Origin of the sequence: Mycobacterium bohemicum DSM 44277 (assembly GCF_001053185.1) — a bacterium.
In the GTDB taxonomy this organism is placed as follows: domain Bacteria; phylum Actinomycetota; class Actinomycetes; order Mycobacteriales; family Mycobacteriaceae; genus Mycobacterium; species Mycobacterium bohemicum.
Genome location: NZ_CSTD01000002.1, coordinates 307,525 through 332,951 on the forward strand (window position 1 = coordinate 307,525; position 25,427 = coordinate 332,951).

Sequence of the window (25,427 nt, forward strand, 5' to 3'; positions counted from 1 at the left end):
TCGTGTCAGGTACACGGCCCGCCGCGCGGAGGACCAACATCGCGGCTGCACAAGGGGTGCTCCGGAGCGTCGACGCCGAGGAGCGGATCACCTGGGTGTCAAAAGCGTTGTGTCGGACCACCGATCCCGACGAACTCTTCGTACGCGGTGCAGCTCAGCGCAAGGCCGCGGTGATCTGTCGGCACTGCCCGGTGATGCAGGAGTGCGGAGCCGACGCGCTCGACAACAAGGTCGAGTTCGGTGTGTGGGGCGGAATGACCGAGCGTCAGCGCCGGGCCCTGCTCAAGCAGCACCCGGAGGTCGTTTCCTGGGCCGACTACTTCGACAAGCGGCGGAACCGCAGCGTCGGCTGACGGCATCCTCAGGACTGGCACCCCTCCAGCTTCCCGCCCTTCGTGCGGCAGGTCCTGAAAAGCATTTGTTTTCATGATTACTTTTTTGTTACGGCGGCGCGTGCGCGCCTAGTTCGGGTCCGTGTCAAATAGCGTATTGATTCGCGTTCAATACGAACTAACTTGTGCCCAATAGTGTTTGGACAGCTACAACTGGCACGTGCCGAATAGCGTCCGGCCCGTGACAAATAGCGTTGACGGCCCGGGCGGTCTCCTCAGCGGGCCGCTGCGCGCCGCTGATCGTCGCCGGTCATCTGATCGGCGAGCGCCCGCAGCGCCTCGAGGTCCGAGACGTCGAACGGAAGCGACGGGACCCCGATCACCGGCACGTGCGGATGGGCGCTGGTGAAGCGGGAAAGCAGCCGGATCTCACGCTTCGCGGTTTGCGCGCGATCGGCGTGGATCTTCAAAACGCCCGCGGCCAGCGCCGCGACCTCGGAGTCCTTGTCGTCCTCCAGCGTCTCGCTTCCGTCGATGGCGCGCTCGACCGGCAGGGAACACAGCGGCGGGTGGGTGCGGTTCAACACCAGCCCGGCCAGCGGCATGCCTTCCTGGGACAGCCGATCGACGAAGAATGCCGCCTCGCGCAACGCATCCGGCTCGGCCGCCGACACCACGACGAACTGCGTGCCGCGCCGCTTGAGCAGGGCGTACGTCCGGTCGGCCTTCTCGCGGAACCCGCCGAACGTGGCGTCCAGCGACTGAACGAAGGCCGCCGCGTCGCCCAGCATCTTCGAACCCAGCACCGTCGACATCGCCTTCATCGCCAGCCCCATCGCGCCGGTCACCAGCCGGCCGATGCCGCGGCCGGGCGCAAGCAGCAGCCGCCACAGCCGGCTGTCCATGAAGCTGCCCAGTCGTTTCGGCGCGTCGAGGAAGTCCAGGGCGTTGCGGGACGGGGGGGTGTCCACCACGACCAGGTCCCAGCGGTCCTCGGCCAGCAGTTGGCCGAGCTTCTCCATCGCCATGTATTCCTGCGTGCCGGCCAGCGAGCTGGCCACCGTCTGATAGAACTGGTTGTCCAGAATCGCTTGCGCGCGACCGGGTCCCGAGTACTGGACCACCATCTCGTCGAAGGTTCGGCGCATGTCGAGCATCATCGCGTGCAGTTCCCCGGGCACCTCGGGCGCCAACGGAACCCGCTGCGGGGTGTTGCCGAGGTCGTTGACACCCAGCGCCTGTGCCAGCCGCTTGGCCGGGTCGATCGTCAATACGCAGACTTTGCGGCCGTATTCGGCGGCGCGCAACGCCATCGCGGCCGCGCTGGTGGTCTTTCCCACTCCGCCGGCGCCGCAGCACACCACCACCCGGTTGGATTTGTCGGCCAGGATTGTCCGCATGTCCAGTGTCGCGGGCGTGATACTCATCGAACTCCCTGCTGCGCAAGCGATTCCGACAGCTCGTACAGGCTGCCGAGGTCCACACCGTCGGATATCGTCGGTAGTTCCAGTCGCGGCACCTTCAGCGCGTCCAGCTGCTGAGCGACCTCGGCGCGCGCGGTGATTCTCGTTGCGTGCTCGATGGTCTCGGTCAGCAGTCCGGCAAAGTCGTTGTCGTCCAGAGTGATTCCCGCCATCTTGAGGCCGGCCTGCACAGAGTCCGCGTCGATGTCGCCCTCGGCGGCCTTCGCCAGGTCGTTCGGGTCCAGGTACGACGGGATGTTGCGGTTTACGATCACGCTGCCGATCGGCAGTTTCATCTCGGCCAGTTCCTCGATGGCTTCCATGGTCTCCTGAACGGGCAGGGCCTCCAGCAGCGTGACCAGGTGAATGGCCGTCTGCTCGGAGTGCAGCAGTTTCACCACCCCTTCGGCCTGCGAGTGCACGGGCCCGCCCTTGGCCAGGTCGGACACGGCCTTGGTGACGTCCAGGAAACGCGCGATCCGGCCGGTCGGTGGCGCGTCGACGACGACCGAGTCGTAGACCGGGCTCCTGTTCTTGGTCCCCGGGTTCATGCGGACCACCGACTCCTTGATCTTCCCGGTGAGCAGCACGTCGCGCAGGCCCGGCGCGATCGTGGTCGCGAACTCGATGGCGCCGATGCGGCGCATCGCCCGCCCCGCGATGCCCAAATTGTAGAACATGTCGAGGTACTCCAGGAAGGCGGCCTCGATGTCGATTGCCAGCGCGTTGACCTCGCCGCCGCGCTCGGCCGTGGCGATCTTCAGCTCCTGGTAGGGCAGCGGCGGCACGTCGAAGAGCTGGGCGATTCCCTGCCGGCCCTCGACCTCGACCAACAGGACTTTGCGGCCCCCGGCCGCCAGGGTCAGGGCCAGCGCGGCCGCGATCGTCGACTTGCCCGTTCCGCCTTTGCCGGTCACGAAATGTAGGCGGGCCTTGGTCAGGCGAGCCGGCCAGCCGACGGGACTAGCGGCGTTGCTAGGTGTGGTTGCCACCTTCGCATGCTAGCCCGGCCGCCAGACCGCGCCCGGGCAGGCCAGAACCCTTCACCTCCGCCCGATAAGCTCGCGTCATGAGCCAACCGACCGCGTGGGAGTACGCCACGGTCCCGCTGCTGACGCACGCCACCAAGCAGATCCTCGACCAGTGGGGTGCCGACGGGTGGGAATTGGTGGCGGTGCTGCCCGGGCCCACCGGTGAGCAACACGTTGCGTATCTGAAGCGACCGAAATAGATGAGCGCCGAGTCTTCCTGGAAGGCGCGGCTGGAACGGCTCGGCCTCGCACTCCCGGAGGTCGTCGCGCCCCTGGCCGCGTATGTGCCGGCGGTGCGGACCGGCAACCTCGTCTACACCTCCGGGCAGCTGCCAATGCAGGGCGGAGCGCTGGTCGGGACCGGGAAGGTCGGCGCCGGGGTCACACCCGAAGAGGCCAACGCCATGGCCCGCCTGTGCGCGCTCAACGCGCTGGCCGCGGTGGACTCCGTCACCGGCCTCGACTCGGTCACCCGGGTCGTCAAGGTCGTCGGCTTCGTCGCCTCGGCGCCCGGTTTCAACGGCCAGCCCGCCGTGGTCAACGGGGCCTCCGAACTGCTGGGCGAGGTCTTCGGGGACGCGGGCGCGCACGCCCGTTCGGCCGTCGGCGTCTCCGAGCTGCCGCTGGACGCGCCGGTGGAGGTCGAGCTGATCGTGGAGGTCGGCCAGCCGCAGTGACCGAGCCCGCCGAGTCGCCGACCCATCCCGCCTACCGCCGGTTGCGCGCGGTCACCGGGACGGCGTCGGTGCTGTTGGCCGACAACCCCGGACTGCTCACGCTCGACGGCACGAACACCTGGGTCCTGCGGGGCCCGGGCAGCGCCGAGGTGGTGATCGTCGACCCGGGGCCCGACGACGACGAGCACATCGAACGCATTGCCGCGCTTGGCCGGATCGCGCTGGTGCTGATCAGTCACCGCCACGGAGACCACACCGAAGGCATCGACAAGCTCGTCGAGCTGACCGGCGCCCCGGTGCGGTCGGCGGGCAGCGGATTCCTGCGCGGGCTCGTCGGCGAGCTGACGGACGGCGAGGTTATCGACGCGGCCGGCCTGACCATCACGGTCATGTCCACCCCGGGCCACACCGCCGACTCGCTGTCGTTCGTCCTCGATGACGCGGTGCTGACCGCCGACAGCGTGCTCGGCCGCGGCACCACCGTCATCGATAAGGAAGACGGCAGCCTGGCCGCCTACCTGGACTCTCTGCGCCGCCTGCGCGGACTGGGCCGGCGCACGGTGTTGCCCGGGCACGGGCCGGATCTGCCCGACCTGGAAGCCGCCGCCTCGGGTTATCTGAGGCACCGGCACGAACGGCTGGAGCAGGTGCGCGCCGCGCTCCGCGAGATCGGCGAGGATGCCACCACCCGCCAGGTCGTCGAGCACGTCTACGTCGACGTCGACGAGAAACTGTGGGACGCCGCCGAATGGTCGGTGCAGGCGCAGCTGGAGTACCTGCGCGGCTGAGCGGGCGGGCTGAGCCTGCGCTGGCGGCATCGAATCCGCGCACAGGGCGCGTCAGGCGCCCATTTCGGAGCCCTGAACGCAGTCCCGGCGGGTTCCGGGCAGGCGGCCGCAGAAACCTGCGCTTACCGCGCTCGGCGGGCCAGCCGCTCGGAGTCCGAGATCAGCACGCTCTTGCCCTCCAGGCGGATCCAGCCGCGGTGGGCGAAGTCGGCGAGCGCCTTGTTCACGGTCTCCCGCGACGCGCCCACCAGCTGCGCGATCTCCTCCTGCGTCAGGTCATGGGTGACGCGCATCGCGCCGCCCTCCTGGGTGCCGAAACGCTGGGCCAGCTGCAGCAGCTGCTTGGCCACCCGGCCCGGCACGTCGGTGAAGATCAGGTCGGCGAGGTTGTTGTTGGTCCGGCGCAGGCGCCGCGCCAGCACCCGCAGCAGCTGCTCGGCGATCTCGGGCCGGTCGGCGATCCACGCCCGCAGCGCGTCGCGGTCCATCGACACCGCCCGCACCTCGGTGATGGTGGTCGCGCTGGACGTCCGCGGGCCGGGGTCGAAGATCGACAACTCGCCGAACATGTCCGACGGGCCCATGATCGTCAGCAGATTCTCCCGACCATCCGGCGAGCGGCGACCGATCTTCACCTTGCCGGAGACGATGATGTAGAGCCTGTCGCCCGGCTCGCCCTCGGCGAAAACGGTGTGTCCGCGCGGAAAGTCGACGGGTTGCAGCTGCTTGGTCAGCGCGGTGACTGCGCTGGGCTCAACCCCTTGGAAGATTCCTGCCCTTGCCAGGATCTCGTCCACGTTGCCTCTTCAGCTTTCCAACGATGTGTTAATGGGCAGGCTAACCTCTTGCCCGCGAGGCAAGTCTAGAGGTTGGCCAATTATGTCCAACGTGCCAAACGCTACACACGATTGACGTGTCGAGTTAGCTTAACCTGCTGATTGATGCGTGAATGGGCGTGAATTCGCACGGATACCCCGATTTGCGCACTGTCGGGCAGGTCCACCGCAAAAAGCGGCGCCGCGTGGGTCGGCAACGCGTGCCGGCCGGCCGGCAGCGTGCCCGGCAGCCGCCGGGCCTGCCGAAGGTGCAGGTATTCCACGGCTTCGGGTATGCCCTCGGTGGCCAGGGTGTGCACGTCGACGGCCTCCGCGTGCACGACGAACGCCTCGGAGCGGGCGACCGGGTGATGGACAAGGTCTTTCTCCAGTCGCCCCAGGCCGAGGGCGACGAGCATCAGCAGCCCCGGAACGCAGGCCACCAGCAACCATGACATGAGGAGAGTAAACAGGGCCTTGAATCAACACGAGGTCTCGGCGAGATCACGAAATCAGTACTCTGTCGTAGGTGACAGTGGCGAAGTCGTCCGGCCGCACGAAGTCGACATCGGCGGCAGCATCGGCGGCATCGGGCGGCGCACTGGCCCGGCGCTGGGCGCAGGAATCCCGAAATGGCTTGGTGCGCCGGGCCCGGCGGATGAATCGGGCGCTGGCCGTGGCCTTTCCGGACGCCCACTGCGAGCTGGACTTCACCACACCGCTGGAGCTGACGGTGGCCACCATTCTGTCCGCCCAAAGCACCGACAAGCGGGTCAACCTGACCACGCCAACGCTTTTCGCGCGTTACCGCAGCGCGCTGGATTATGCGCAAGCCGATCGCGCCGAATTGGAAGAGCTCATCCGTCCCACCGGCTTTTTCCGCAATAAGGCGGCCGCGCTGATCAGCCTCGGGCAGGCCCTGATCGAGCGGTTCGACGGCGAGGTGCCCTCAACCATGGCCGAGTTGGTCACCCTGCCCGGCGTGGGCCGCAAGACCGCGAACGTCATCCTGGGCAACGCCTTCGGCATCCCGGGCATCACGGTCGACACCCACTTCGGGCGCCTGGTCCGAAGGTGGCGCTGGACGGCCGAGGAGGACCCGGTCAAGGTCGAGCACGCGGTCGGCGAGCTGATCGAGCGCAGTCAGTGGACGGACCTGAGCCATCGCGTGATCTTCCATGGGCGCCGGGTCTGCCACGCCCGCAAGCCGGCGTGCGGCGTGTGCCTGGTCGCCAAGGACTGCCCCTCGTTCGGCCTCGGTCGTCCAGTGCGCGGCGGACGGTTCGCTCGTCGACGTCGCGCGCGCGCTGGCCGGGCGCCGGGTCGTCCTCAATTTCTGGGCTTACTGGTGCGCGCCGTGCGCGGCCGAACTGCCGGCGATGGCCGACTACCAACGGCGAGTCGGCCCGGGCGTGACGGTGGTGACCGTGCACCAGGACGAGAACGAGACGGCCGCGTTGCTGCGGTTGGCCGAGTTGGGCGTTCGGCTGCCGACCCTGCAGGACGGCCGGCGCCGGATCGCGGCCGCGTTGCGCGTGGTGAATGTGATGCCAGCGACGGTGGTCCTGCGGCCAGACGGTAGCGTTGCCCAGACGCTGCCACGAGCCTTCGCCAGTGCCGACGAGATCGCGGCCGCGGTCGGAAACGACGCGGGGTAAGTAAGTACCAAAGGGAGGCGCCGGTGAGTGCTGGTGGTCCCGCCCGCCCGCCGGGAACCTCGGGAATGCTGGCGCTGCGACCTGAAGTCTGCCCACCCTGGCTGCGGCCGCTGGTCGACAACGTCGACGCGATCCCCGACGCATACCGGCGCCGGCTGCCCGCCGACGTGTTGGCGATGGTGAGCAAGGCCGCGTCGGCGATCACGTCGCGCGGCCGGCGCGCCGACCGCGAGGCCGCCGTGCTGGTGTTGTTCTCCGGCCCCGACTCCAGGACCGGTGACGTCCCCGACGACGCCGACCTGCTGCTGACGGTGCGGTCCTCGACGTTGCGCCACCACGCCGGCCAGGCGGCGTTCCCGGGCGGCGCCGCCGACCCCACCGACGACGGCCCGGTGGCCACCGCGCTGCGCGAGGCGAAGGAGGAAACCGGGATCGACCCGTCCAGGCTGCACCCGCTGGCCACCATGGAGCGGACCTTCATCGCGCCGTCGCAGTTCCACGTCGTGCCGGTGCTGGCCTACTCGCCCGACCCGGGGCCGGTGACCGTCGTCAACGAGGCCGAGACGGCGATCGTCGCACGAGTTCCATTGCGCGCCTTCATCAATCCAGACAATCGCCTGATGGTGTATCGCGGCGACCTGGGCCGCCGCTGGGCGGGTCCGGCGTTTCTGCTGAACGAGATGCTGGTTTGGGGCTTCACTGGCCAGGTGATCTCCGCGGTCCTCGACGTCGCCGGCTGGGCGCAGCCCTGGGACACCGCCGACGTCCGCGAATTGGACGCGGCGATGGCGCTTGTCGGCGAGCAGGGCGGGTCGCCCCGATGAACGTAAACTCGATGACGCCGTCGCAGTGGCTGGATGTCGCCGTGCTCGCGGTCGCGTTCATCGCGGCGATCTCGGGCTGGCGTTCGGGCGCGCTGGGCTCGCTGCTGTCGTTCGTCGGTGTGTTGCTCGGCGCGATCGCCGGCGTGCTGCTGGCCCCGCACATCGTCAGCCACATCGCCGCCCCGCGCGCCAAGCTGTTCGCGGCGCTGTTCTTGATCCTTGCGCTGGTCGTCGTCGGCGAGGTGGCCGGCGTGGTGCTGGGCAGGGCCGTCCGGAGCGCGATCCGCAGCCGCACCGTGCGGACGGTCGACTCGGTGATCGGGGTGGGGGTGCAGCTCATCGTCGTCCTGACCGCGGCCTGGCTGCTGGCGACCCCGCTGACGCAGTCCAAGGATCAACCCGAACTGGCCTCCGCGGTCAGGGGCTCGCGAGTGTTGGCCCACGTCAACGAGATTGCGCCGCCGTGGCTGAAAACGGTGCCCAAGCGCCTCTCGGCGCTGCTGAACACCTCCGGCCTGCCCGCCGTGCTCGAGCCGTTCAGCCGCACGCCGGTGATACCGGTCGCGTCGCCTGACCCCGCCCTGGCCAACAATCCGGTGGTGCTGGCGACCGCACCCAGCGTGGTCAAGGTCCGCAGCCTGGCGCCGGGGTGCCAGAAGGTCTTGGAGGGCAGCGGATTCGTGATCGCGCCGGACCGGGTGATGACCAACGCGCACGTGGTCGCCGGCTCCGCCAGCGTCCAGGTGTACGCCAGTGGCAACCCGCTGGACGCCACCGTGGTCTCCTATGACCCGTCGGTGGACATCGCGATCCTCGCCGTCCCCAACCTGCCGCCGCCACCGTTGACGTTCGCCGAGGCCGAGGCGAAATCCGGGGCGAGCGTCGTGGTGCTGGGCTATCCCGGCGGCGGCAATTTCACCGCGACGCCGGCCAGGATCCGCGAGTCCATCAAACTCAGCGGGCCCGACATCTACCGGGACCCGGCGCCGGTCACCCGTGACGTATACACCATCAGAGCCAATGTGGAGCAAGGCAATTCGGGCGGTCCGCTGATCGACCTCAATGGGCACGTGCTGGGTGTGGTGTTCGGCGCGGCGGTCGACGACCCCGACACCGGTTTCGTGTTGACCGCCGACGAGGTGTCCGGTCAGCTCTCCAGGATCGGTGACAGCCAACCGGTGGGCACCGGGGCCTGCGTCAGCTGAGCTGGTGGCCGTGCACCTGCTCGAGGAACCTCCTCAGGTGCCGGTTGACTTCCTCCGGCGCCTCCTCGTGGCTGAAATGCCCCGCGCCGGCCATGGATACGTAGCGGCCCTGCGGCGCGTAGCGCCGGGTGCGGTCGACCGGGTCGGCCAGCACGTAGGGGTCTTCGTCGCCGCGCACGTGTAGCAGCGGCATGCCGAGCTGCCGGGACACCGACCGGATGAATCGGTGGCCTTCGTCGCGCAGCTGGCTGCGCGCCGCCCAGCGCTGATATTCCAGCGCGCAGTGGGCGGCCCCCGGGATCTGGATCGCCAGCCGGAACAACCGGATCGCTTCCGAAAAATCTTCGGATGCAATCCATTTCGCGCCACTGCGGGCGCGCACGAGGCGCTCGATCTCGGCCGCGTTGTCGCGGGTCAGCAGGCGCTCCGGCCAGAGGGGGACCTGGTAGCGCAGCAGCGTCGGCAACAGCGCGCGCCCCTGATCGCGGCGGGTCAGCGTCGATCGCCGCAGGGCGGCCGGGTGCGGCGAGCTGATCACGGCGATGGCCCGCACCAGCCGCGAGTGCAGCAGGGCGGTGGCCCAGCAGGCCAGCCCGCCGTCGGCGTGGCCGACCAGCGTGGCCGAGGAATGGCCCAGCGCGCGGATCAGCCCGGCCGTGTCGCCGGCCAGCGTCCAGCCGTCGTAGCCGCGCGGCGGTTTGTCACTGCCCCCGTAGCCGCGCAGGTCGACGGCGACCACGCGCGCCCCGGTCAGGCCGCGCAGCTGATGACGCCAGGACCACCAGAACGAGCCGAATCCGTGCAGCAGCATCACCAGCGGGCGCGCCGTGGCCGGCCCCGTACCCTCGGCGGCCACCGCCTCGACGACATGGAATCGGATGCCGTTGGCGTGCACGTCCAGATGGCGCCACGGCCCGTCGATCCGGGTTACCGACGGATCCGGTGCCGCCATCTACCAGCCCGACGGGTCGGCCGGGGCGTTGTCGGGCTTTTCATGCCTGCCGCGCAGCTCGGCGGGGGCCGTGCTGGGGGCCTTGGTAAAAGAAGAAGCCTTGTCGTGGCCCGGGGTCAGCGCCGTCCGCGTCTCCTTGACCGACGCGATCGTCTCCCGCGGCCCCCGGATGCGGCGCACCTTCAGGAAGCCCAGCAGCGCCAGGACCGCCCCGACCACCACCATGCTGCCGAAGACGATTAGGTACGAGGCCCAGCGCCAAAGCCAGGTGTCGAGCAGTTCGGCGAGGAAGAAGAAGAAAAAGAACGTCGAGTAGAACAGCACCACCAGCGCGGCGATGAAGTAGACGCTGCCGGTGAGGCCCTTCTTGACGTCGCGGGTTATCTCGGCGCGGGCCAGTTCGACCTCGGCGCGCACCAGCGTGGAGACCTGCGCGGTCGCGTCCTTGATCAGGTCACCGATCGACGGCTCGGCTGCCCGGGCATGCGGGTCGGTCAGCGGAATCGTGGTCAGTGTGCTCGGCACACCGTTCTTGGCATCGGCTCTGCTCACTGACGGACCTCTTTCGTTTCTCGCCCCGGCTCGCGCTCGTCGCGGTTTATGTTGCCATGCCGGTGCGCCCCCAACGAGGCCAGCCGAAGAGCGTCCGTTTCAGGCGGGGGACGGCGCTGTGACCATAGACTGACAAAGCCGGTTGCGATTTGCCCGGCCGGTCGATGGGAGGGTGCTGTGCAGACGGCGCAGCGGTACGTCGTTGCGGCGATGGTGACCTTGCTGTTGGCCATCGCGGGAATGCCCGCCCGGGCGGCGGCGGCCGACGTGCGGATCCCGATGGGCGGCGGTGCGGGCATCGTCATCAACGGGGACACGATGTGCACCCTGACCACCATCGGCAACGACGCCGCCGGCGATCTGATCGGCTTCACCTCCGCGCACTGCGGGGGCCCCGGCGCGCAGGTCGCCGCCGAGGGCGCCGAAAGCGCGGGCATCCTGGGCACCATGGTCGCCGGGAACGACAACCTCGACTATGCGGTCATCAAGTTCGATCCGGGCAAGGTGACACCGACGGCCAACTACAACGGCTTTCCCATCAACGGGGTCGGCCCGGACCCCGCCTTCGGGCAGATCGCCTGCAAGCAGGGCCGCACGACCGGCAACTCGTGCGGCGTCACCTGGGGGCCGGGCCAGGACCCGGGCACCATCGTCATGCAGGTGTGCGGCCAGCCCGGCGACTCCGGGGCGCCGGTGACCGTCAACGGCCTGCTGGTCGGCATGATCCACGGCGCGTTCAGCGACAACCTGCCGACGTGCATCATCAAGTACATCCCGCTGCACACGCCGGCGGTGGTCCAGTCGTTCAGCGCGATCCTGGCCGACGTCAACGCCAGGCACCGGCCCGGCGCGGGATTCGCGCCACTGCCGGCCTGAGCCGGCCTGAGCTACTTCGAGGGCTGGATCGCCTCGAACACGCTGGGGTCCAGCAGCGTCGAGGTGTCCCCGAGCTCGCGGTTCTCGGCGACGTCGCGCAGCAGCCTGCGCATGATCTTGCCGCTGCGGGTCTTGGGCAACTCGGGCACCACGTGCACCTCGCGGGGCTTGGCGATCGGGGAGATCTCGCGGGCGACCTCGATGCGCAACTCGTCGACGATCCCGTCGTGCACCTGATAGTCGGCGCACAGCACGACGAACGCGCAGATGGCCTGGCCGGTGGTCTCGTCGGTCGCCCCGACGACCGCCGCCTCGGCCACCCCGGCGTGCCCGACGAGCGCCGACTCCACCTCCGCCGTGGACAGCCGGTGGCCGGACACGTTCATCACGTCGTCGATGCGGCCCACCACCCAGATGTCGCCGTCGGGGTCGTACCAGGCGCTGTCGCCGGCGAAGTACCAACCCTGCTCGGCGAACCGGGACCAGTACGTCTCGACATAGCGCTCCGGGTCACCCCAGATGCCGCGGAGCATGGACGGCCACGGCTGGTCCAGGACCAGGTAGCCGGTGATGTGCTCACCCTCCTTGCTGCCGTTCGGCAGGTTGTCGCCGTGGTCGTCGACGATCCTGGCCGAGACGCCCGGCAGCGGCCTCATCGCCGAACCGGGTTTGGCCGCGGCCACCCCCGGCAGCGGCGTGATCATGGCCGCCCCCGTCTCGGTCTGCCACCACGTGTCGATGACCGGGGTGCGGTCCGCGCCGATCACCTTGCGGTACCAGCGCCACGCCTCGGGGTTGATCGGTTCGCCGACCGAGCCCAGCAGCCGCAGGCTGGACAGGTCATGCGCGTCGGGGATCTCGCGCCCCCACTTCATGAACGTGCGAATCAGCGTGGGCGCCGTGTAATAGATTGTCACACCGTACTTTTCGATGATCTCGAAGTGCCGGTGCTGGGTCGGGCTGTCCGGTGTGCCCTCGTAGAGCACCTCGGTCACCCCGTTGGACAGCGGGCCGTAGACGCCGTACGTGTGTCCGGTGACCCAGCCGATGTCGGCCGTGCACCAGAACACGTCGGTTTCGGGCTTGATGTCGAACATGTAGTGGTGCGTGTAGGAAGCCTGGGTCAGGTAGCCGCCGCTGGTGTGCATGATGCCCTTGGGCTTGCCGGTGGTACCCGAGGTGTACAGCAGGAACAGCGGCTGCTCGGCGCCGAACGGCGTGGGCGTGTGTTCCGGCGGGGCGTTGTCGACGACGTCGTGCCACCACAGGTCGCGCTCGTCGTTCCAGGACACGTCCATGCCGGTGCGCCGCACCACCAGCATGTGCTCGACGGGACTGTCCCCGTCCTCGCCGGGCGTATCGCCCTTTTCGACAGCTTCGTCGGCCGCGTCCTTCAGGGGCGCGGGCTTGCCGCGGCGGAACTGCCCGTCACTGGTGATCAGCAGCTTGGCCCGGGCGTCGGCGATCCGGGCGCGCAGCGCCTTGGCGGTGAACCCGGCGAACACCACGCTGTGCATGATGCCCAGCCGCGCGCAGGCCAGCATCGCGATCACCGCCTCGGGGATCAGCGGCAGGTAGATCGCGACGCGGTCGCCCGCCACCAGCCCGAGGCCGGTCAGCGCGTTGGCCGCCTTGCACACTTCGGTTTTCAGGTCCGCGTAGGTGAGGCTGCGGCTGTCGCCCGGCTCGCCCTCCCAGTGGATCGCGACCCGGTCGCCGAGCCCGGCCTCCACGTGCCGGTCGACGCAGTTGTAGGCCACGTTGAGCTCGCCGTCGGCGAACCACTTCGCGAACGGCGCCCCCGACCAGTCCAGCACCTCGCTGAACGGCGTCGACCACGTCAACCGATTTGCCTGCTTGGCCCAGAACGCCAGCCGGTCGTCTTCGGCCTCGCGGTACAGCTCCTCGCCGGCGTTGGCCCGCTCGACGAACTCGGCCGGTGGCGCATACGACGACGGTCCTTCGGTGTTGCTGGCGGTCACTGGTTCTCCTAGGTCGGGGCGCAAAACCGTCTGTGAGCCTAACGCCGCCAGATGAAGATCGGCCTCCCAATCCTGGGTGAAAAATGCACTCGTCCCCCATAATCACGGAGTGTCGGCAACCGACTGGCGGCCCGCCCGCGGACTCGTCCGCTCCCTGGGCGCGATGGCCGCGGCCTCGGCCGGTTACGCCGCCGCCGCGACGCTCGGCGCACCGGCGTGGGCGGCCCCTCCCGACACGGCCGACGAGCCGACGCCGTGCTGGTCGGATCAGATCGCGGTGGGCGCCTCCCCGGTCGAGGCGGCCGTCGGGCACCGATCGGTGATCCTGCTCTTCAGCCTGGCCGGCGGCGCCGAACCCTGTACCCTCACCGGCTATCCCGGGATCGACTCGGGCGCGGGCGGCCCGCTGATCCACGCCGAACCGACGCCGCGGGGCTACATGGGCGGCCTGCCCGCCGACACCCAGGAGCCACCCACCGTCATCCTGTCGATAGCGACCCAGGCGCAGGCGATCGTGGAGAGCATCGCCATCGACGACGACGGCAACCCGTGCCCTACCTACACGGCCCTGCTGGTCAACCCGCCGGACACCTCGCAGGTCTACACCGTGCCGACCGGCATCGAGGCCTGCCGGCTACAGGTGCATCCGATCACCCCGACCGGCTGAGGCCGGGCACCGCGTCCGCGGTTCCCGCGTGCCGCGTCGCGAGGCCCTAGGGTCTCTTGTCATGCATCGGATGCCGGTCTCGCTGTCGGTGGCGACCGCCGTCGTGATGCTCGCCGCTCTGGTGCCGGTGGCCGCGCTGACCGCCTGCGGTGGCGGGGCGCTGAGCCCGGACCTGGTGCTGGTCAACGGCGGAGAGCCGCCCTACCCGCTCGTTCCGACCAGCACCAACGACAGCAACGGCGGCCGGATCCTGGACCGGCTGTTCGCGGGCCTGGTGTCCTATGACGCGGCGGGCACACCCTCGAACGAGGTCGCCAAGTCGATCGAGAGCACCGACAACGTCAACTACCGCATCGTGCTCAAGCCGGACTGGAAGTTCACCGACGGATCACCGGTGACCGCCCGCTCTTTCGTCGACGCCTGGAACTACGGCGCGCTGAGCAGCAACGCCCAACTGCAGCAGAGCTTCTTCAGCCCGATCGACGGCTTCGACGACGTCGCCGGCCCGAGCGGTGGCGCGAAACCCGCGCGCACCGGGATGTCGGGCCTGCAGGTGGTCAACGATCTCGAGTTCACCGTGCGGCTGAAGGCGCCGACCATCGACTTCGTCCTGCGGTTGGGCCACAGCGCCTTCTACCCGTTGCCGGGCATTGCCTTTCGCGACATGGCGGCGTTCGGCCGAAACCCGGTCGGCAACGGCCCCTACGAGCTCGCCGACGGCCCCGACGGGCCGGCCTGGGAACATAACGTCCGGATCGACCTGAAGCCCAATCCCGGCTATCGGGGCAACCGGACACCCCACAACAAGGGCCTGCGGTTCGAGTTCTACGCCAACCTCGACACCGCCTACGCGGACCTGCTGTCCGGCAATCTCGATGTGCTGGACACGATTCCGCCCAGCGCGCTGCCCATCTACAAACGCGACCTGGGCAACAACGTCGCCACCGGCCCCGTCGCCGTCAAGCACAGCCTCGACACCCCGCTGCGGCTGCCGCACTTCGGCGGCGAGGAGGGCCGGCTGCGCCGGCTCGCGCTGTCGGCCGCCGTCGACCGCGCGCAGATCTGTAAGCAGATCTTTCTGGGCACCCGGAGCCCGTCACGCGATTTCACCGCCCAATCGCTGCCCGGCTTCGACCCGAACCTGCCCGGCAACGACGTGCTCAACTTCAACCCCCAACGGGCGCGCCAACTTTGGGGGCAGGCCAACCAGATCTCGGCCTGGGGCGGCCAGTACGCGATCGCCTACAACGCCGACGCCGGGAACCAGGAATGGGTCGACGCGGTGGCCAACAGCATCAAGAACGTCCTGGGCATCGACGCCGTGGGGGCGCCGCAGCCGACGTTCGCCGGATTCCGCACCCAGATCACCAACCACACCATCGGCACCGCGTTCCGCGCCGCCTGGCAGGGCGACTACCCGTCGCTGCTGGAGTTCCTGGCACCCCTGTTCGGCACCGGCGCCGGTTCGAACGACGTCGGCTACTCCGACGCGGCGTTCGATGCGGCGCTGGCCGCCGCGGAGGCCGCGCCCACGATGCGGGAGTCCGATGCGCTGGCCAACGCCGCCCAGCAGATCCTGCTGCGCGACATGCCCGTTGTCCCGTTGTGGGACAACATCAGCGTGGTGGGATGGTCACCCCAGATCAAGGGTGTGACGGTCACCTGGAACGGGCTGCCCGACTACGAGAACATCGTGAAGGCCTGAGATGCTCTCCTACGTCGTGCGCCGGATCGCCGTCATGGTCCCGGTGTTCCTCGGCGCCACCCTGCTGATCTACGGCATGGTCTTCCTGCTGCCCGGCGACCCGGTCGCGGCGATGGCCGGGGACCGGCCGCTGACGCCCGCGGTGGCCGCGGCGCTGCGGGCCCGCTATCACCTCGACGACCCCTTCCTCGTGCAATACCTGCGCTACCTCGGCGGCATTCTGCGCGGCGACCTCGGCCGCTCCTATTCCGGATTGCCGGTCAGTCTCGTTCTGGCGCATGCCTTTCCGGTCACCCTGCGGCTCGCGCTGATCGCGGTGGCCGTGGAGGCGGTGCTGGGCGTGAGCTTCGGGGTGATCGCCGGCCTGCGTCAGGGCGGGATCTTCGACGCGACGGTTCTCATCGCCGGCCTGGTGATCATCGCGATCCCGATCTTCGTGCTGGGGTTCCTGGCGCAATTCCTGTTCGGTGTCCGGCTGGGAATCGCACCCGTCACCGTCGGCGAGCGGGCCACTTTCGGGCGCCTGCTGCTGCCCGGGATCGTGCTGGGCTCGGTCTCGTTCGCGTACGTGGTGCGGCTGACCCGCTCGGCGGTGGCCGCCAACGCCCACGCCGACCACGTGCGAACCGCAACCGCCAAAGGGATTTCGCGGCCGCGGGTGGTGACGGTGCACATCCTGCGCAACTCGCTGATCCCGGTGGTCACCTTCCTCGGCGCGGACCTGGGCGCGCTGATGGGGGGAGCCATCGTCACCGAGGGCATTTTCAACATCCACGGCGTCGGCGGCGTGCTGTATCAAGCCGTGACCCGGCAGGAGGCGCCGACCGTGGTGTCCATCGTGACCGTGCTGGTGCTGATCTATTTGGTGACGAACCTGGCGGTGGACCTGCTGTACGCCGCCCTCGATCCCCGGATTCGTTATGGCTGAAGACATCCCATCCCCGCACGGCTTCTGGCGGGAGACCTGGCGCGAGCTGCGCCGGCGCCCGAAGTTCCTGCTGGCCGCGTCGCTGATCTTGGGCATCGTCGTGGTCGCGCTGTTCCCGTCGTGGTTCACCGGAATCGATCCCCGCTACGCCGACCCCGGCCAGAGCCTGCTCCCGCCGTCGGCGGCGCACTGGTTCGGCACCGACCTGCAGGGCCACGACATCTATGCGCGCACCGTCTACGGGGCGCGCGCCTCGGTCACCGTCGGGCTGGGCGCCACGCTCGTGGTATTCGTCGTGGGCGGGGCGCTGGGCGCGCTCGCGGGCTTTTACGGGGGGTGGCTCGACGGGCTGGTCTCGCGCGTCGCCGACGTGTTCTTCGGGTTGCCGCTGCTGCTGGCCGCCATCGTCATCATGGGGGTGATGCGGCACCGGACGGTGTGGACGGTGATCACCGTGCTGGCCCTGTTCGGCTGGCCGCAGGTGGCCAGGATCGCCCGCGGCGCGGTGCTGGAGGTCCGGGCCGGCGACTACGTGCTCGCATCGAAGGCGCTGGGGCTCAGCGACTTCCAGATCCTGCTGCGGCACGCGCTGCCCAACGCGCTGGGACCGGTCCTGGCGGTCGCCACCATCGCCCTGGGCGTCTTCATCGTCACCGAGGCCTCGTTGTCCTATCTCGGTGTGGGGCTGCCGGCGTCGGTGGTGTCGTGGGGCGGCGACATCAACCTGGCGCAGAGCCGGCTGCGGTCGGGCTCGCCGATATTGTTCTATCCCGCAGGGGCGCTGGCGATCACGGTGTTGTCCTTCATGATGATGGGGGACGCCCTGCGCGACGCGCTGGACCCGGCCTCGCGGGCGTGGCGCGCATGAGCGCCCCGCTGCTGTCCGTCGAGGGCCTCGAGGTCACATTCGGCGCGGGCGCCCCGGTCGTGTGCGGCGTCGACCTCACCGTGCAGCCCGGCCAGACCGTCGCCGTGGTGGGCGAATCCGGTTCGGGTAAATCCACCACGGCCGCCGCGGTTCTCGGGCTGCTGCCGCCCGGCGGACGGGTCACCGCCGGGCGCGTCATCTTCGACGGGCGGGACATCACCGGCGCGGACCCCCGGACGATGCGCTCGATCAGGGGCCGCTCCATCGGCTACGTGCCCCAGGACCCGATGACCAACCTCAACCCGGTCTGGAAGGTCGGTTTCCAGGTCCGGGAAGCGTTGCGGGCCAACACCGACGGGAAAGGCGCGCGGCGGCGCGCGGTCGAACTGCTCGCCGAGGCGGGCATGGCCGACCCGGCGGCGGCCGCCGCCCGCTACCCGCATCAGCTGTCCGGCGGCATGTGCCAGCGCGCGCTGATCGCCATCGGCCTGGCGGGCCGGCCCAAGCTGCTGATCGCCGACGAGCCGACCTCCGCGCTCGACGTCACGGTGCAACGCCAGGTGCTCGACCACCTGCAGCGCCTCACCGACGAACTCGGCACCGCGCTGCTGTTGATCACCCACGACCTCGCGCTGGCCGCCGAACGGGCCGAATCCGTCGTCGTCGTGCACCGGGGCGAGGTGGTGGAATCGGGCGAGGCGCGGGCGATCCTGCGCCGGCCGCAGCGCGACTACACCCGGCGGCTGGTGGCGGCGGCCCCGTCGCTGACGGTGCGGACCCGGGACCGCGCCACGGCGGCACCCGAACCCCCCGCTGACATCCTCGTCGCCTCGGAGCTGACCAAGGCCTATCGCGAGCCGGGCGGGGGCGGCCGCTGGAAAGGCCTGCGGCGAAAGGAGTTTCGCGCCGTCGACGCTGTGTCGTTTCGCCTCCGTCGCGCCGGCACCCTGGCGATAGCCGGCGGGTCGGGCTCGGGGAAGTCGACCCTGGCGCGCATGGTCCTCGGCCTGCTTCGGCCCACCTCGGGAACGGTGGTTTTCGACGGCACCAGGATCGACGCACGGTTGCGGCGGGACCAGGAGATGGCCTTCCGCCGGCGCATGCAGCCGGTCTTCCAGAACCCGTACAGCAGCCTGGATCCCATGTACTCGGTGTTTCGCAGCATCGAGGAGCCGTTGCGCATTCACCACATCGGTGATCGCGCGGCGCGCGCGCGGGCGGTGCACCGCCTGATCGACCAGGTGGCGCTGCCGTCGTCGGTGCTGGGGCGACTGCCGCGTGAGCTCTCGGGGGGCCAGCGGCAACGGGTCGCGATCGCCCGGGCGCTGGCGCTGCGCCCGGAAGTGCTCGTCTTCGACGAGGCGGTCTCGGCGCTCGACGTCCTGGTGCAGGCCCAGATCCTGGACCTGCTCGCCGATCTGCAGGCCGAGTTGGGGCTGACCTACCTGTTCATCAGCCACGACCTGGCCGTGATCCGCCAGATCGCCGACGAGGTGCTGGTGATGCAAGCCGGGCGGGTGGTCGAACACGCCGCCACCGAAGAACTGTTCACCCGCCCCCGCCACGAGTACACCCGCCAACTGCTGGAGGCCATTCCCAGGCCGGTCTGACGCCCCGCGGCCGTCCCGATAGGTTGGCAACCTGTGACGGCTGACCCGCTCGCCCCGCTGCTGGACCTCCCCGGCGTCGCGGAGGCCAGCGACCGGGCGCGCGATGCGCTGGGCCGCGCGCACCGCGTCTGGAGTTGCTCGCGGGCCTGGTGACCGGTCCCACGCGGGCGCCCGCTCCGGTGGTCGCCGCCGTCGCGCACGGGGAGTTGCTGACGCTCAAGCCGTTCGGCAGCGCCGACGGTGTGGTGGCCCGGGCGGTGTCGCGGCTGGTGACGATCGCCAGCGGGCTGGACCCGCACGGGTTGGGTGTGCCCGAGGTCAGCTGGATGCGGCAACCCGCGGCATATCGCGACGCCGCCGGCGGGTTCGCGGCGGGCACGCCCGGGGGCGTGGCGTCCTGGCTGGTGCTGTGCTGTCGGGGGATGCGAGCCGGTGCGCAGGAGGCGATTACGATCGCCGATGCGCTGGCGGGCGGTTAGCCAACCGCCCCGGCCCAAGGGGCGGAACACGCGGGGACACAAGGTAAAGCGGGCGGCGTTCCGAGATGTTCGGCCCGCCGCCCGCTAACACGGAACCCGGTTACCATGCGTGCACTTCTTGGGCTGCGTGGGTGGCCTCGGCGATCTTGCGATGCTTCCGGTTGCGACCCCACCCAAAGGGCCGTCGGCGCCGTCCGCTTTTCGCAATTACGCAGGCCCGCAACACTTCTGCCATATCGCGGCTATGACTCCGCGTGGGTACCGGGGACCGTGCTGGGTGCCCGGGTCGGGAGATCGACCCTTCTCTTCCGGATCGACCTAGGCCTCGCCGGGCTTCCGTGGTTACCTTTGTACTCCTCGACCCTGAGCACAGCAAGGCCCAATTGCGAAGCAAGATCCAGTGCGGCGCCATGACGTTTGCTGGCGTTTGCTGGCGTTGCCGTCTGGGGCCGGCGGGAACTAGAACGCGAAGCGGCGCAGCAGCGAGTAGGTGATCGCGCCGGCGGCCAGCGCGCTGACTCCCACCGCCGCCGTCGTCGCGATCGCCGCGCCCGACGGCGCGGGAATCCGGTCCCGCAGCGAGACCGGGCGCGAGAACGTCAGAATCGGCCAATCGCGCTCGTTGGCTTCCCTGCGCAACGCGCGGTCCGGGTTGACCACGCTGGGGTGGCCGACGGCCTCGAGCATCGGCAGGTCGGTGATCGAGTCGGAGTAGGCGTAGCAGTACTCGAGCGGGTAGCCCTCGCGGGCGGCCAGCTCACGAATCGCCTGGACCTTGCCCTCGCCGTAGCAGTAGAACCCGACCTCGCCGGTGTACTTGCCGTCCTGCACGACCATGCGGGTCGCCATCGCGTGCGTGGCACCCAGCGCGCGGGCGATCGGGGCGACGATCTCCTCCCCCGAGGCCGAGACCACCACGACGTCGCGGCCGCAGAGTTTGTGGGCGGCGATCAGGTCGGCGGCCTCGGCGAAGACCAGCGGCGTGACGATCTCGTGCAGCGTCTCGTTGACGATCGACTTGACCTGTTCCACGTCCCAACCGGTGCACATGTTGGTGAGGTGGATGCGCATCCGGTCCATTTGGTCATGATCGGCGCCGGAGAGCAGGAAGATGAACTGTGCATAGCTCGACTTGAGCACCGCGCGGCGGCTGAGCAGCCCCTGGTTGAAAAACGGTTTGCTGAACGCCAGCGTGCTGGACTTCGCGATGATCGTTTTGTCCAGGTCGAAGAACGCGGCGGTGCGGGCGCCGAGAGCACCGGTTTCGGCGGCTTCGGCCGCCTCTTGCTGCGGCGCGGCCGGGTCGGGGACGGTCACCAACCCAGCATAGGTCGGCGCCGGCGCCTGGCCGGGTCACTTGCCCCGAACGGGCCGCTCAGTGCGTGTGCAACCGTTGCCGGCGGCAGTGTTTCCGCTTCTCACGCTGTCTTTTGAATTAAAAGACTCTTGCGCAACTCCGTACTGTCATGTGTATAGTAAGCATCACTCGGCCTTGAGCCGAGGGTGTATCAGCCCGACCCCCCGGGGCTGATACACGACGACCCTCGCCTCCTCCCCCCCTGGCGGGGGTCGTCCCTTTTCTGGGGTAAAGTTTCCCGAGGCAATTACCTGTCAGCCGGTATGTAGACGGTCTGCCAATGTTGCCGGACAGCGCCGAGTGCGCGCCGGGCCCCCTCTCCCACATCTTGCTGACCGCGCCGTTGTGCACAGTTGCTTCCCCATCCACAGATCCGGCTTTGGGACTGGAGTGCCAAGGTCGCGGCCCCGCAGGGTGGGCAGGTGGCGCAGAACAGGGGCACAGCGGAGGCGGACGTGCCGGCCCGACCGGTCGGCGTGTTGGCGGTGGTGGCGGATGCCGCGCTGCGCGACGAGCTGGACCGGGTGGCCGCCGCGGTCGGTGTCCGCGTGGTGCATGCCGCCGACCCGTCTTCGGTGAACCGCAAGACCTGGTCCGCGGCGGCGGCCGTCGTGCTCGACGAGGGCGCGGCGCGGCACTGCGGACCGTGACGTGCACCGGCACCCAGTCGACGCCGTGCCCGCGCAGGCGCAGCACCCGGCTGGTGGCGCCCTGGGTGAATTCCGTTGTCATGGCGTCCGTCAGGTGCTCGTCGTCGGGATGCACCCACGGCCGGTCGGTGCCGCTGCTGCGCCAGTCGTAAAAATTGCAGGGCTCGTCCAGCCACTTGAGCAGGTGCCAGTTGTTGAGGTCGACCAGCGCGCGGTGCACCCCCGCCTGGGCGAGCCCGCTGAGGATCCGCTGCGCCAGGTCATCGGTCGACACCGGTGGGCCCTTGAGCTCGCAACGCCAGTTGATCGCCCTGGCGACCAGATGGTCGCCGCCGTCGGGACCCGGCTCCAGCCCCGTGCGGGCGACGAAACCGATTCGGATCGGGTGGCCCTGCCAGTCGGTCAAATCCCAGGTGCTGCAGAGTGTTTGGTCGGGCTTGGCCTTGACCGCCATGGCCAGCACCTTGGTTTCGTTGGGGTTGAGCTCGCGCGACGGGAGGTCTTCGGCGAACGCCCTGCCGAAGGTGACTTCTACCTCCGGGTTCTTGCCCGTGTTGTTCAGTGACTCGCGGGTGTCGGTGGCCACACCGAGGGTCAGATCCCACTTCAGCGGCCCCGGCGTGGGCCGTTCCGGGGGTTCGGCGTCGGCGGGACCGGTCCATACGTGCACGCCGTGAATGCGTCCGTCGGACATCACCACCGGTTCGGTCCGGATGACGCGGTCGCGTTTGGGGGTGATGCTGGTCAGGCTCTGGCCGGTCTGCACCGACTCGGCGATCGCCGTCCGCACCGCCGCGAGGTACGGGCTGCGGCGCATGAACGTGGTGATGGGGACGAGATTCTTCAGTTGCTGTCCCTGCGCCACGACAGCCGGATCGCCCCCCAACGTTTCCACGAGCAGCCAGTCGTGGGCCATGGGGAGATCTTACGGTGGGGACGCCCTTCCGCAGCCAGGGACTCGCGTGGCGGTGGCCGCGGGCGCGCCCGAGACTGGAATCAGTTCCGCAACGCGTCAATCATCCTGGGCGACCGAACTATTCGGATTTGGATGGCGGCGAGTATGCCAGAGTTGGCCGTGGGATATGGGAATCCGAATTCGGCGGTTTTCAGCGAGCGGTTTTGTGCCGAAAAGCCGCGTAGACGCCGCAGCGATACGCCATGATGTGTGCACGACGCAGTCACGCGGTCGTCGAGGGGTCGATCGGCGTGATCCGCGACAAGGGACTTGGCGCGATCTGGCGTGACGGCAGCCCGGTGTGTGGACCGTACCCGCGCTCGTCACCCGGGGTCGGCGGTCAGCCCAGCTCGGCCAGTACCAGCCGCAATACCCGCACCGCGCCCGCCTTGTCCAGCGGGTCGTTGCCGTTGCCACACTTGGGGGACTGCACGCACGACGGGCAGCCCGCGGGGCATTCGCATGCCTCGATGGCGGCGGCCGTCGCGCCCAGCCAGGTCCGGGCCTGACGGAAGCCGCGCTCGGCGAATCCCGCGCCGCCCGGGTAGCCGTCGTAGACGAAGACGCTGGGCAACCCGTCGGGTCCGATGGCGGTGGACATGCCGCCGATGTCGCCGCGGTCGCAGCTGGCCACCAGCGGCAGCAGGCCGATGGCCGCGTGCTCGGCGGCGTGCAACGACCCGGGGATACGCGGTGCGTCTATCCCGTTGCGCTGCAACGCTTCCTGCGTGACGGTGTACATCACCGCGGTGGTGGGCAGGGTATTGGCGGGCATGTCGAGCTCGACGAAGTCGATCACCTCGCCGTTCAACCGGCGCCGCAGGTAGCCGACCACCTGATGGGTGACCGTCACCGGCACCGCACCCAGGGTGACCGGTCCGAACGCCAGACGCTCCCCGGCTCCGGTGACCGCGATGTCGGTCAGTTCGCGCGCGAAGGTCGAGTAGCCGGGATCGTCGGCGTGGACGAAGGCGATGCCGGCCTCGAGGTCCAGGGAGTCGACGACGTAGGTCTCGCCCCGGTGCAGGTAGACCGCTCCCGGATGCACGCAGGCCGGCGCCTGGCCGATGTCGGCGCTGCCCAGCATTCGCCCGGTGTCGGCCTCCACGATGACGACCTGCCCGCCCGTCGACCCCCGGATGTCCACCGCCCCGTGCGGCTGCAGGCCCGGCGCGGGAAAGTACTTGCCGTTGCGCCGCCGCAGCAGGCCGTCGTCGACCAAGCCGGCCGCCACCTCGGTGGCGCCGAACTCGCGGACCTCGGCCTCGTCCAACGGCAATTCCGTTGCGGCGCAGAGCAGTTGCGGACCCAGCAGGTAGGGGTTGGCCGGATCGATGACGACCCGCTCGACCGGCTTGTCCAGCAGCGCGGCGGGATTGTGCACCAGGTAGGTGTCCAGGGGGTCGTCGCGGGCGACCAGCACCACCAGCGCACCCTGGCCGCGGCGGCCCGAGCGGCCGGCCTGCTGCCAGAACGACGCGACCGTACCGGGGAACCCGGCGAGCACCACCGCGTCCAGCCCGGCGATGTCGACGCCGAGCTCCAGGGCGTTGGTGGTGGCCAGGCCGCGCAGCCGGCCCTCGGCCAGCGCGCGTTCCAGCGCGGTGCGGTCCTCGGAGAGGTAGCCGGCCCGGTACGACGCCACCTGGTCCGAAAGATCCGGCGCGATGTCGGCCAGCCGCGCCTGCGCGCCGAGCGCGGTCAACTCCGCGGCGCGCCGTGATTGGATGATTGCGGTCGCAGCTTCTGTGTTCGTGTCACACTTTCGCAGGATCTATCGTTGCGGCCGCGGTTCCTGCGAGGTTAATCGGTCGGGTGAAGTTCCGGCGACTCAGCGAGGTATGGCGGTCGTTAGCAGGCCCGGGGCACCGAAAGGCGGTGTCCCGCACCCAGAAGAAAAGGAAAGATCGAGAGATGCCACAGGGAACTGTGAAGTGGTTCAACGCGGAGAAGGGTTTCGGGTTCATTGCGCCTGAAGACGGTTCCGCTGATGTGTTTGTCCACTACACGGAGATCCAGGGTTCGGGCTTCCGCACCCTTGAAGAAAACCAGAAGGTCGAGTTCGAGATCGGCCACAGCCCTAAGGGCCCCCAGGCCACCGGAGTCCGCTCCGTCTAAAGGCGAGCAGATCCTCACGGAAACCCCCCGTGCAGTCCCGCCCCGCGGGCCGGCCGGGGGGTTTTCAGTTGTCGCTCCGGGCGCCGCGCGATAACCCGTCGGCGCGCCGGAAACCTCAAGACGCGCATGGACGAACTGGCCTACTGTCGTTGGCGTGAGCCAGCTGTCCTTCTTCACGGCGGAGTCGGTGCCCCCCGCGGTCGCCGACCTCTCCGGGGTGCTGGCGGCGTCCGGCCAGATCGTCCTGGTCGGGACCTCGCAGGAAGGCCGGCCCTCCGGCGCGCGGATCTCGGTGGTGGTGGACATGCCCTGGCGCGCCGACGCGCTGGCCGAGATGATCCGCGAGGCCGGCCTGGTTCCCGAGATCGGCCGCACCGACGAAGACAGCCCGCTGGTGCGCACGGCGGTGCACCCCGCGCTGGTCAGCATCGCGGCCGAATGGACGCGGGGGGCGGTCAAGACGGTTCCGCCGCGCTGGCTGCCCGGCCCGCGCGAGCTGCGGGCGTGGGCCCTGGCGGCCGGCAGCCCGGAGGGCGACCACTATCTGCTCGGGTTGGATCCGCACGCGCCCGACACCCACTCCCCGCTGGCGTCGGCCCTGATGCGGGTCGGGATCGCACCCACCCTCATCGGCACCCGCGGCGGCCGGCCCGCGCTTCGGATCAGCGGGCGCCGCAGGCTATCGCGGCTGGTAGAGAACGTGGGAGAGCCCCCGGCGGCCGTCGACGCGCTGCCGCTGTGGCCGCGGGTATGACGGCCGGATAGGATCCTCGTTTCCGGCAGCCGGTTTGCGCAGGCCCGCCCGAGGGTGCGAAATTGTCAGGTGCCCGACGGCGAAGGAACGCTGGCGTACATGAAATTTCCTCGGAATTTTCGGTGCAGGCCTGTCATTCTTCCTGCAGGGCGGTCCCGCAGGGGGGCCGGTGAAGAGATGG

At 69.4% G+C, this 25,427-nt stretch carries 22 protein-coding genes and 5 pseudogenes; 17 read left to right on the forward strand and 10 right to left on the reverse strand.

The window, feature by feature from the left end; all coding sequences use genetic code 11:
- The first annotated feature begins 2 nt into the window (after positions 1-2).
- Positions 3-353: a WhiB family transcriptional regulator gene (locus BN971_RS11530; RefSeq protein ID WP_085182324.1), complete on the forward strand. Its 351-nt coding sequence runs from the start codon at positions 3-5 to the stop codon at positions 351-353.
- Between the two features lie 254 nt (positions 354-607).
- Here BN971_RS11530 and bagB read toward each other — a convergent pair whose 3' ends face one another.
- Positions 608-1,759 (reverse strand): ATPase BagB, encoded by a 1,152-nt coding sequence (bagB, locus tag BN971_RS11535; protein ID WP_085182325.1) that lies wholly within the window; start codon positions 1,757-1,759, stop codon positions 608-610.
- On the reverse strand, positions 1,756-2,787 hold the full coding sequence (bagA, locus tag BN971_RS11540) for an ATPase BagA (RefSeq protein ID WP_085182326.1): 1,032 nt from the start codon (positions 2,785-2,787) through the stop codon (positions 1,756-1,758). The genes bagB and bagA overlap by 4 nt, the downstream gene beginning before the upstream one ends.
- A gap of 77 nt (positions 2,788-2,864) precedes the next feature.
- On the opposite strand from bagA, the gene sp36 reads away from it, so the two are divergent.
- The 3 genes from sp36 to BN971_RS11555 are packed head-to-tail and all read left to right on the forward strand — an operon-like array spanning position 2,865 to position 4,291.
- Complete coding sequence (gene sp36 / locus BN971_RS11545) at positions 2,865-3,026, forward strand: Sp36 family protein (RefSeq protein WP_090350112.1); 162 nt, start codon at positions 2,865-2,867, stop codon at positions 3,024-3,026.
- Entirely contained in the window at positions 3,027-3,503 is a 477-nt protein-coding gene (locus BN971_RS11550) for a RidA family protein (protein ID WP_085182327.1), read from the forward strand.
- Positions 3,500-4,291: an MBL fold metallo-hydrolase gene (locus BN971_RS11555; protein ID WP_085182328.1), complete on the forward strand. Its 792-nt coding sequence runs from the start codon at positions 3,500-3,502 to the stop codon at positions 4,289-4,291. Before BN971_RS11550 ends, BN971_RS11555 begins: the two co-directional genes overlap by 4 nt.
- Positions 4,292-4,413: 122 nt before the next feature.
- Here the strand turns inward: BN971_RS11555 and crp are convergent, their stop codons facing one another.
- Both crp and BN971_RS11565 read right to left on the reverse strand, forming a co-directional pair.
- A complete protein-coding gene (gene crp / locus BN971_RS11560) occupies positions 4,414-5,088 on the reverse strand; it encodes a cAMP-activated global transcriptional regulator CRP (RefSeq protein WP_003877056.1) in 675 nt (224 codons plus the stop codon).
- 101 nt (positions 5,089-5,189) lie between these two features.
- The gene (locus BN971_RS11565; RefSeq protein WP_085182329.1) at positions 5,190-5,564 is read right to left on the reverse strand and encodes a hypothetical protein; all 375 of its coding nucleotides are present in this window, start codon (positions 5,562-5,564) and stop codon (positions 5,190-5,192) included.
- Between the two features lie 200 nt (positions 5,565-5,764).
- On the opposite strand from BN971_RS11565, the pseudogene nth reads away from it, so the two are divergent.
- From nth to marP, 4 genes and pseudogenes are all read left to right on the forward strand, one after another.
- Positions 5,765-6,367, forward strand: a pseudogene (gene nth, locus BN971_RS11570) (endonuclease III); the annotation flags it as partial.
- Positions 6,366-6,764: pseudogene (locus BN971_RS11575) on the forward strand (TlpA family protein disulfide reductase); the annotation flags it as partial. The pseudogenes nth and BN971_RS11575, both read left to right, overlap by 2 nt.
- Positions 6,765-6,829: 65 nt before the next feature.
- Positions 6,830-7,588 (forward strand): NUDIX hydrolase, encoded by a 759-nt coding sequence (locus tag BN971_RS11580; protein ID WP_090350113.1) that lies wholly within the window; start codon positions 6,830-6,832, stop codon positions 7,586-7,588.
- A gap of 11 nt (positions 7,589-7,599) precedes the next feature.
- Positions 7,600-8,793, forward strand: coding sequence for an acid resistance serine protease MarP (marP, locus tag BN971_RS11585; protein ID WP_090350200.1), 1,194 nt, complete (start codon positions 7,600-7,602; stop codon positions 8,791-8,793).
- Here marP and BN971_RS11590 read toward each other — a convergent pair.
- Together BN971_RS11590 and BN971_RS11595 are read right to left on the reverse strand one after the other, a co-directional pair.
- Positions 8,786-9,745: an alpha/beta fold hydrolase gene (locus BN971_RS11590; RefSeq protein ID WP_085182334.1), complete on the reverse strand. Its 960-nt coding sequence runs from the start codon at positions 9,743-9,745 to the stop codon at positions 8,786-8,788. The two genes, marP and BN971_RS11590, sit on opposite strands and share 8 nt — an antisense overlap.
- A complete protein-coding gene (locus BN971_RS11595; RefSeq protein WP_085182335.1) occupies positions 9,746-10,297 on the reverse strand; it encodes a phage holin family protein in 552 nt (183 codons plus the stop codon).
- Between the two features lie 177 nt (positions 10,298-10,474).
- Here BN971_RS11595 and BN971_RS11600 point away from each other — a divergent pair, with 177 nt between their 5' ends.
- Positions 10,475-11,173: a S1 family peptidase gene (locus tag BN971_RS11600; RefSeq protein WP_090350115.1), complete on the forward strand. Its 699-nt coding sequence runs from the start codon at positions 10,475-10,477 to the stop codon at positions 11,171-11,173.
- An 11-nt stretch (positions 11,174-11,184) separates the two neighbouring features.
- Here the strand turns inward: BN971_RS11600 and acs are convergent, their stop codons facing one another.
- Positions 11,185-13,155: an acetate--CoA ligase gene (gene acs, locus BN971_RS11605; protein ID WP_085182336.1), complete on the reverse strand. Its 1,971-nt coding sequence runs from the start codon at positions 13,153-13,155 to the stop codon at positions 11,185-11,187.
- A gap of 163 nt (positions 13,156-13,318) precedes the next feature.
- Here acs and BN971_RS11610 point away from each other — a divergent pair, with 163 nt between their 5' ends.
- From BN971_RS11610 to BN971_RS11635, 6 genes and pseudogenes are all read left to right on the forward strand, one after another.
- A complete protein-coding gene (locus BN971_RS11610; RefSeq protein ID WP_085182364.1) occupies positions 13,319-13,822 on the forward strand; it encodes a DUF4232 domain-containing protein in 504 nt (167 codons plus the stop codon).
- A 106-nt stretch (positions 13,823-13,928) separates the two neighbouring features.
- Positions 13,929-15,527 (forward strand): peptide ABC transporter substrate-binding protein, encoded by a 1,599-nt coding sequence (locus BN971_RS11615; protein WP_372511893.1) that lies wholly within the window; start codon positions 13,929-13,931, stop codon positions 15,525-15,527.
- A 1-nt stretch (position 15,528) separates the two neighbouring features.
- Complete coding sequence (locus tag BN971_RS11620; RefSeq protein WP_085182338.1) at positions 15,529-16,455, forward strand: ABC transporter permease; 927 nt, start codon at positions 15,529-15,531, stop codon at positions 16,453-16,455.
- Positions 16,448-17,323: an ABC transporter permease gene (locus BN971_RS11625; RefSeq protein WP_085182339.1), complete on the forward strand. Its 876-nt coding sequence runs from the start codon at positions 16,448-16,450 to the stop codon at positions 17,321-17,323. Before BN971_RS11620 ends, BN971_RS11625 begins: the two co-directional genes overlap by 8 nt.
- A complete protein-coding gene (locus tag BN971_RS11630; protein WP_372511891.1) occupies positions 17,320-18,933 on the forward strand; it encodes a dipeptide ABC transporter ATP-binding protein in 1,614 nt (537 codons plus the stop codon). Before BN971_RS11625 ends, BN971_RS11630 begins: the two co-directional genes overlap by 4 nt.
- Positions 18,934-19,055: 122 nt before the next feature.
- Positions 19,056-19,412, forward strand: a pseudogene (locus tag BN971_RS11635) (oxidoreductase); the annotation flags it as partial.
- A gap of 459 nt (positions 19,413-19,871) precedes the next feature.
- Here BN971_RS11635 and BN971_RS11645 read toward each other — a convergent pair.
- The 3 genes and pseudogenes from BN971_RS11645 to BN971_RS11660 all read right to left on the reverse strand — a co-directional run.
- Entirely contained in the window at positions 19,872-20,729 is an 858-nt protein-coding gene (locus BN971_RS11645) for an HAD-IB family hydrolase (RefSeq protein WP_085182342.1), read from the reverse strand.
- A gap of 661 nt (positions 20,730-21,390) precedes the next feature.
- Positions 21,391-22,335, reverse strand: a pseudogene (locus tag BN971_RS11655) (PAS domain-containing protein); the annotation flags it as partial.
- 379 nt (positions 22,336-22,714) lie between these two features.
- Positions 22,715-24,103: pseudogene (locus BN971_RS11660) on the reverse strand (Zn-binding domain-containing protein); the annotation flags it as partial.
- 185 nt (positions 24,104-24,288) lie between these two features.
- On the opposite strand from BN971_RS11660, the gene cspA reads away from it, so the two are divergent.
- Together cspA and BN971_RS11670 are read left to right on the forward strand one after the other, a co-directional pair.
- Positions 24,289-24,492 (forward strand): cold shock protein CspA, encoded by a 204-nt coding sequence (gene cspA, locus BN971_RS11665; RefSeq protein WP_007166602.1) that lies wholly within the window; start codon positions 24,289-24,291, stop codon positions 24,490-24,492.
- A gap of 154 nt (positions 24,493-24,646) precedes the next feature.
- Complete coding sequence (locus BN971_RS11670) at positions 24,647-25,246, forward strand: hypothetical protein (protein WP_085182348.1); 600 nt, start codon at positions 24,647-24,649, stop codon at positions 25,244-25,246.
- Positions 25,247-25,427 lie beyond the last annotated feature (181 nt).

Coding starts and splice junctions, on each gene's coding strand:
- bagB (WP_085182325.1), bottom strand. CDS start 1,759: ATGAGTATCACGCCCGCGACACTGGACATGCGGACAATCCTGGCCGAC.
- sp36 (WP_090350112.1), top strand. CDS start 2,865: ATGAGCCAACCGACCGCGTGGGAGTACGCCACGGTCCCGCTGCTGACG.
- BN971_RS11550 (WP_085182327.1), top strand. CDS start 3,027: ATGAGCGCCGAGTCTTCCTGGAAGGCGCGGCTGGAACGGCTCGGCCTC.
- BN971_RS11565 (WP_085182329.1), bottom strand. CDS start 5,564: ATGTCATGGTTGCTGGTGGCCTGCGTTCCGGGGCTGCTGATGCTCGTC.
- BN971_RS11580 (WP_090350113.1), top strand. CDS start 6,830: ATGCTGGCGCTGCGACCTGAAGTCTGCCCACCCTGGCTGCGGCCGCTG.
- marP (WP_090350200.1), top strand. CDS start 7,600: ATGACGCCGTCGCAGTGGCTGGATGTCGCCGTGCTCGCGGTCGCGTTC.
- BN971_RS11590 (WP_085182334.1), bottom strand. CDS start 9,745: ATGGCGGCACCGGATCCGTCGGTAACCCGGATCGACGGGCCGTGGCGC.
- BN971_RS11610 (WP_085182364.1), top strand. CDS start 13,319: ATGGCCGCGGCCTCGGCCGGTTACGCCGCCGCCGCGACGCTCGGCGCA.
- BN971_RS11615 (WP_372511893.1), top strand. CDS start 13,929: ATGCTCGCCGCTCTGGTGCCGGTGGCCGCGCTGACCGCCTGCGGTGGC.
- BN971_RS11620 (WP_085182338.1), top strand. CDS start 15,529: ATGCTCTCCTACGTCGTGCGCCGGATCGCCGTCATGGTCCCGGTGTTC.
- BN971_RS11625 (WP_085182339.1), top strand. CDS start 16,448: ATGGCTGAAGACATCCCATCCCCGCACGGCTTCTGGCGGGAGACCTGG.
- BN971_RS11630 (WP_372511891.1), top strand. CDS start 17,320: ATGAGCGCCCCGCTGCTGTCCGTCGAGGGCCTCGAGGTCACATTCGGC.
- cspA (WP_007166602.1), top strand. CDS start 24,289: ATGCCACAGGGAACTGTGAAGTGGTTCAACGCGGAGAAGGGTTTCGGG.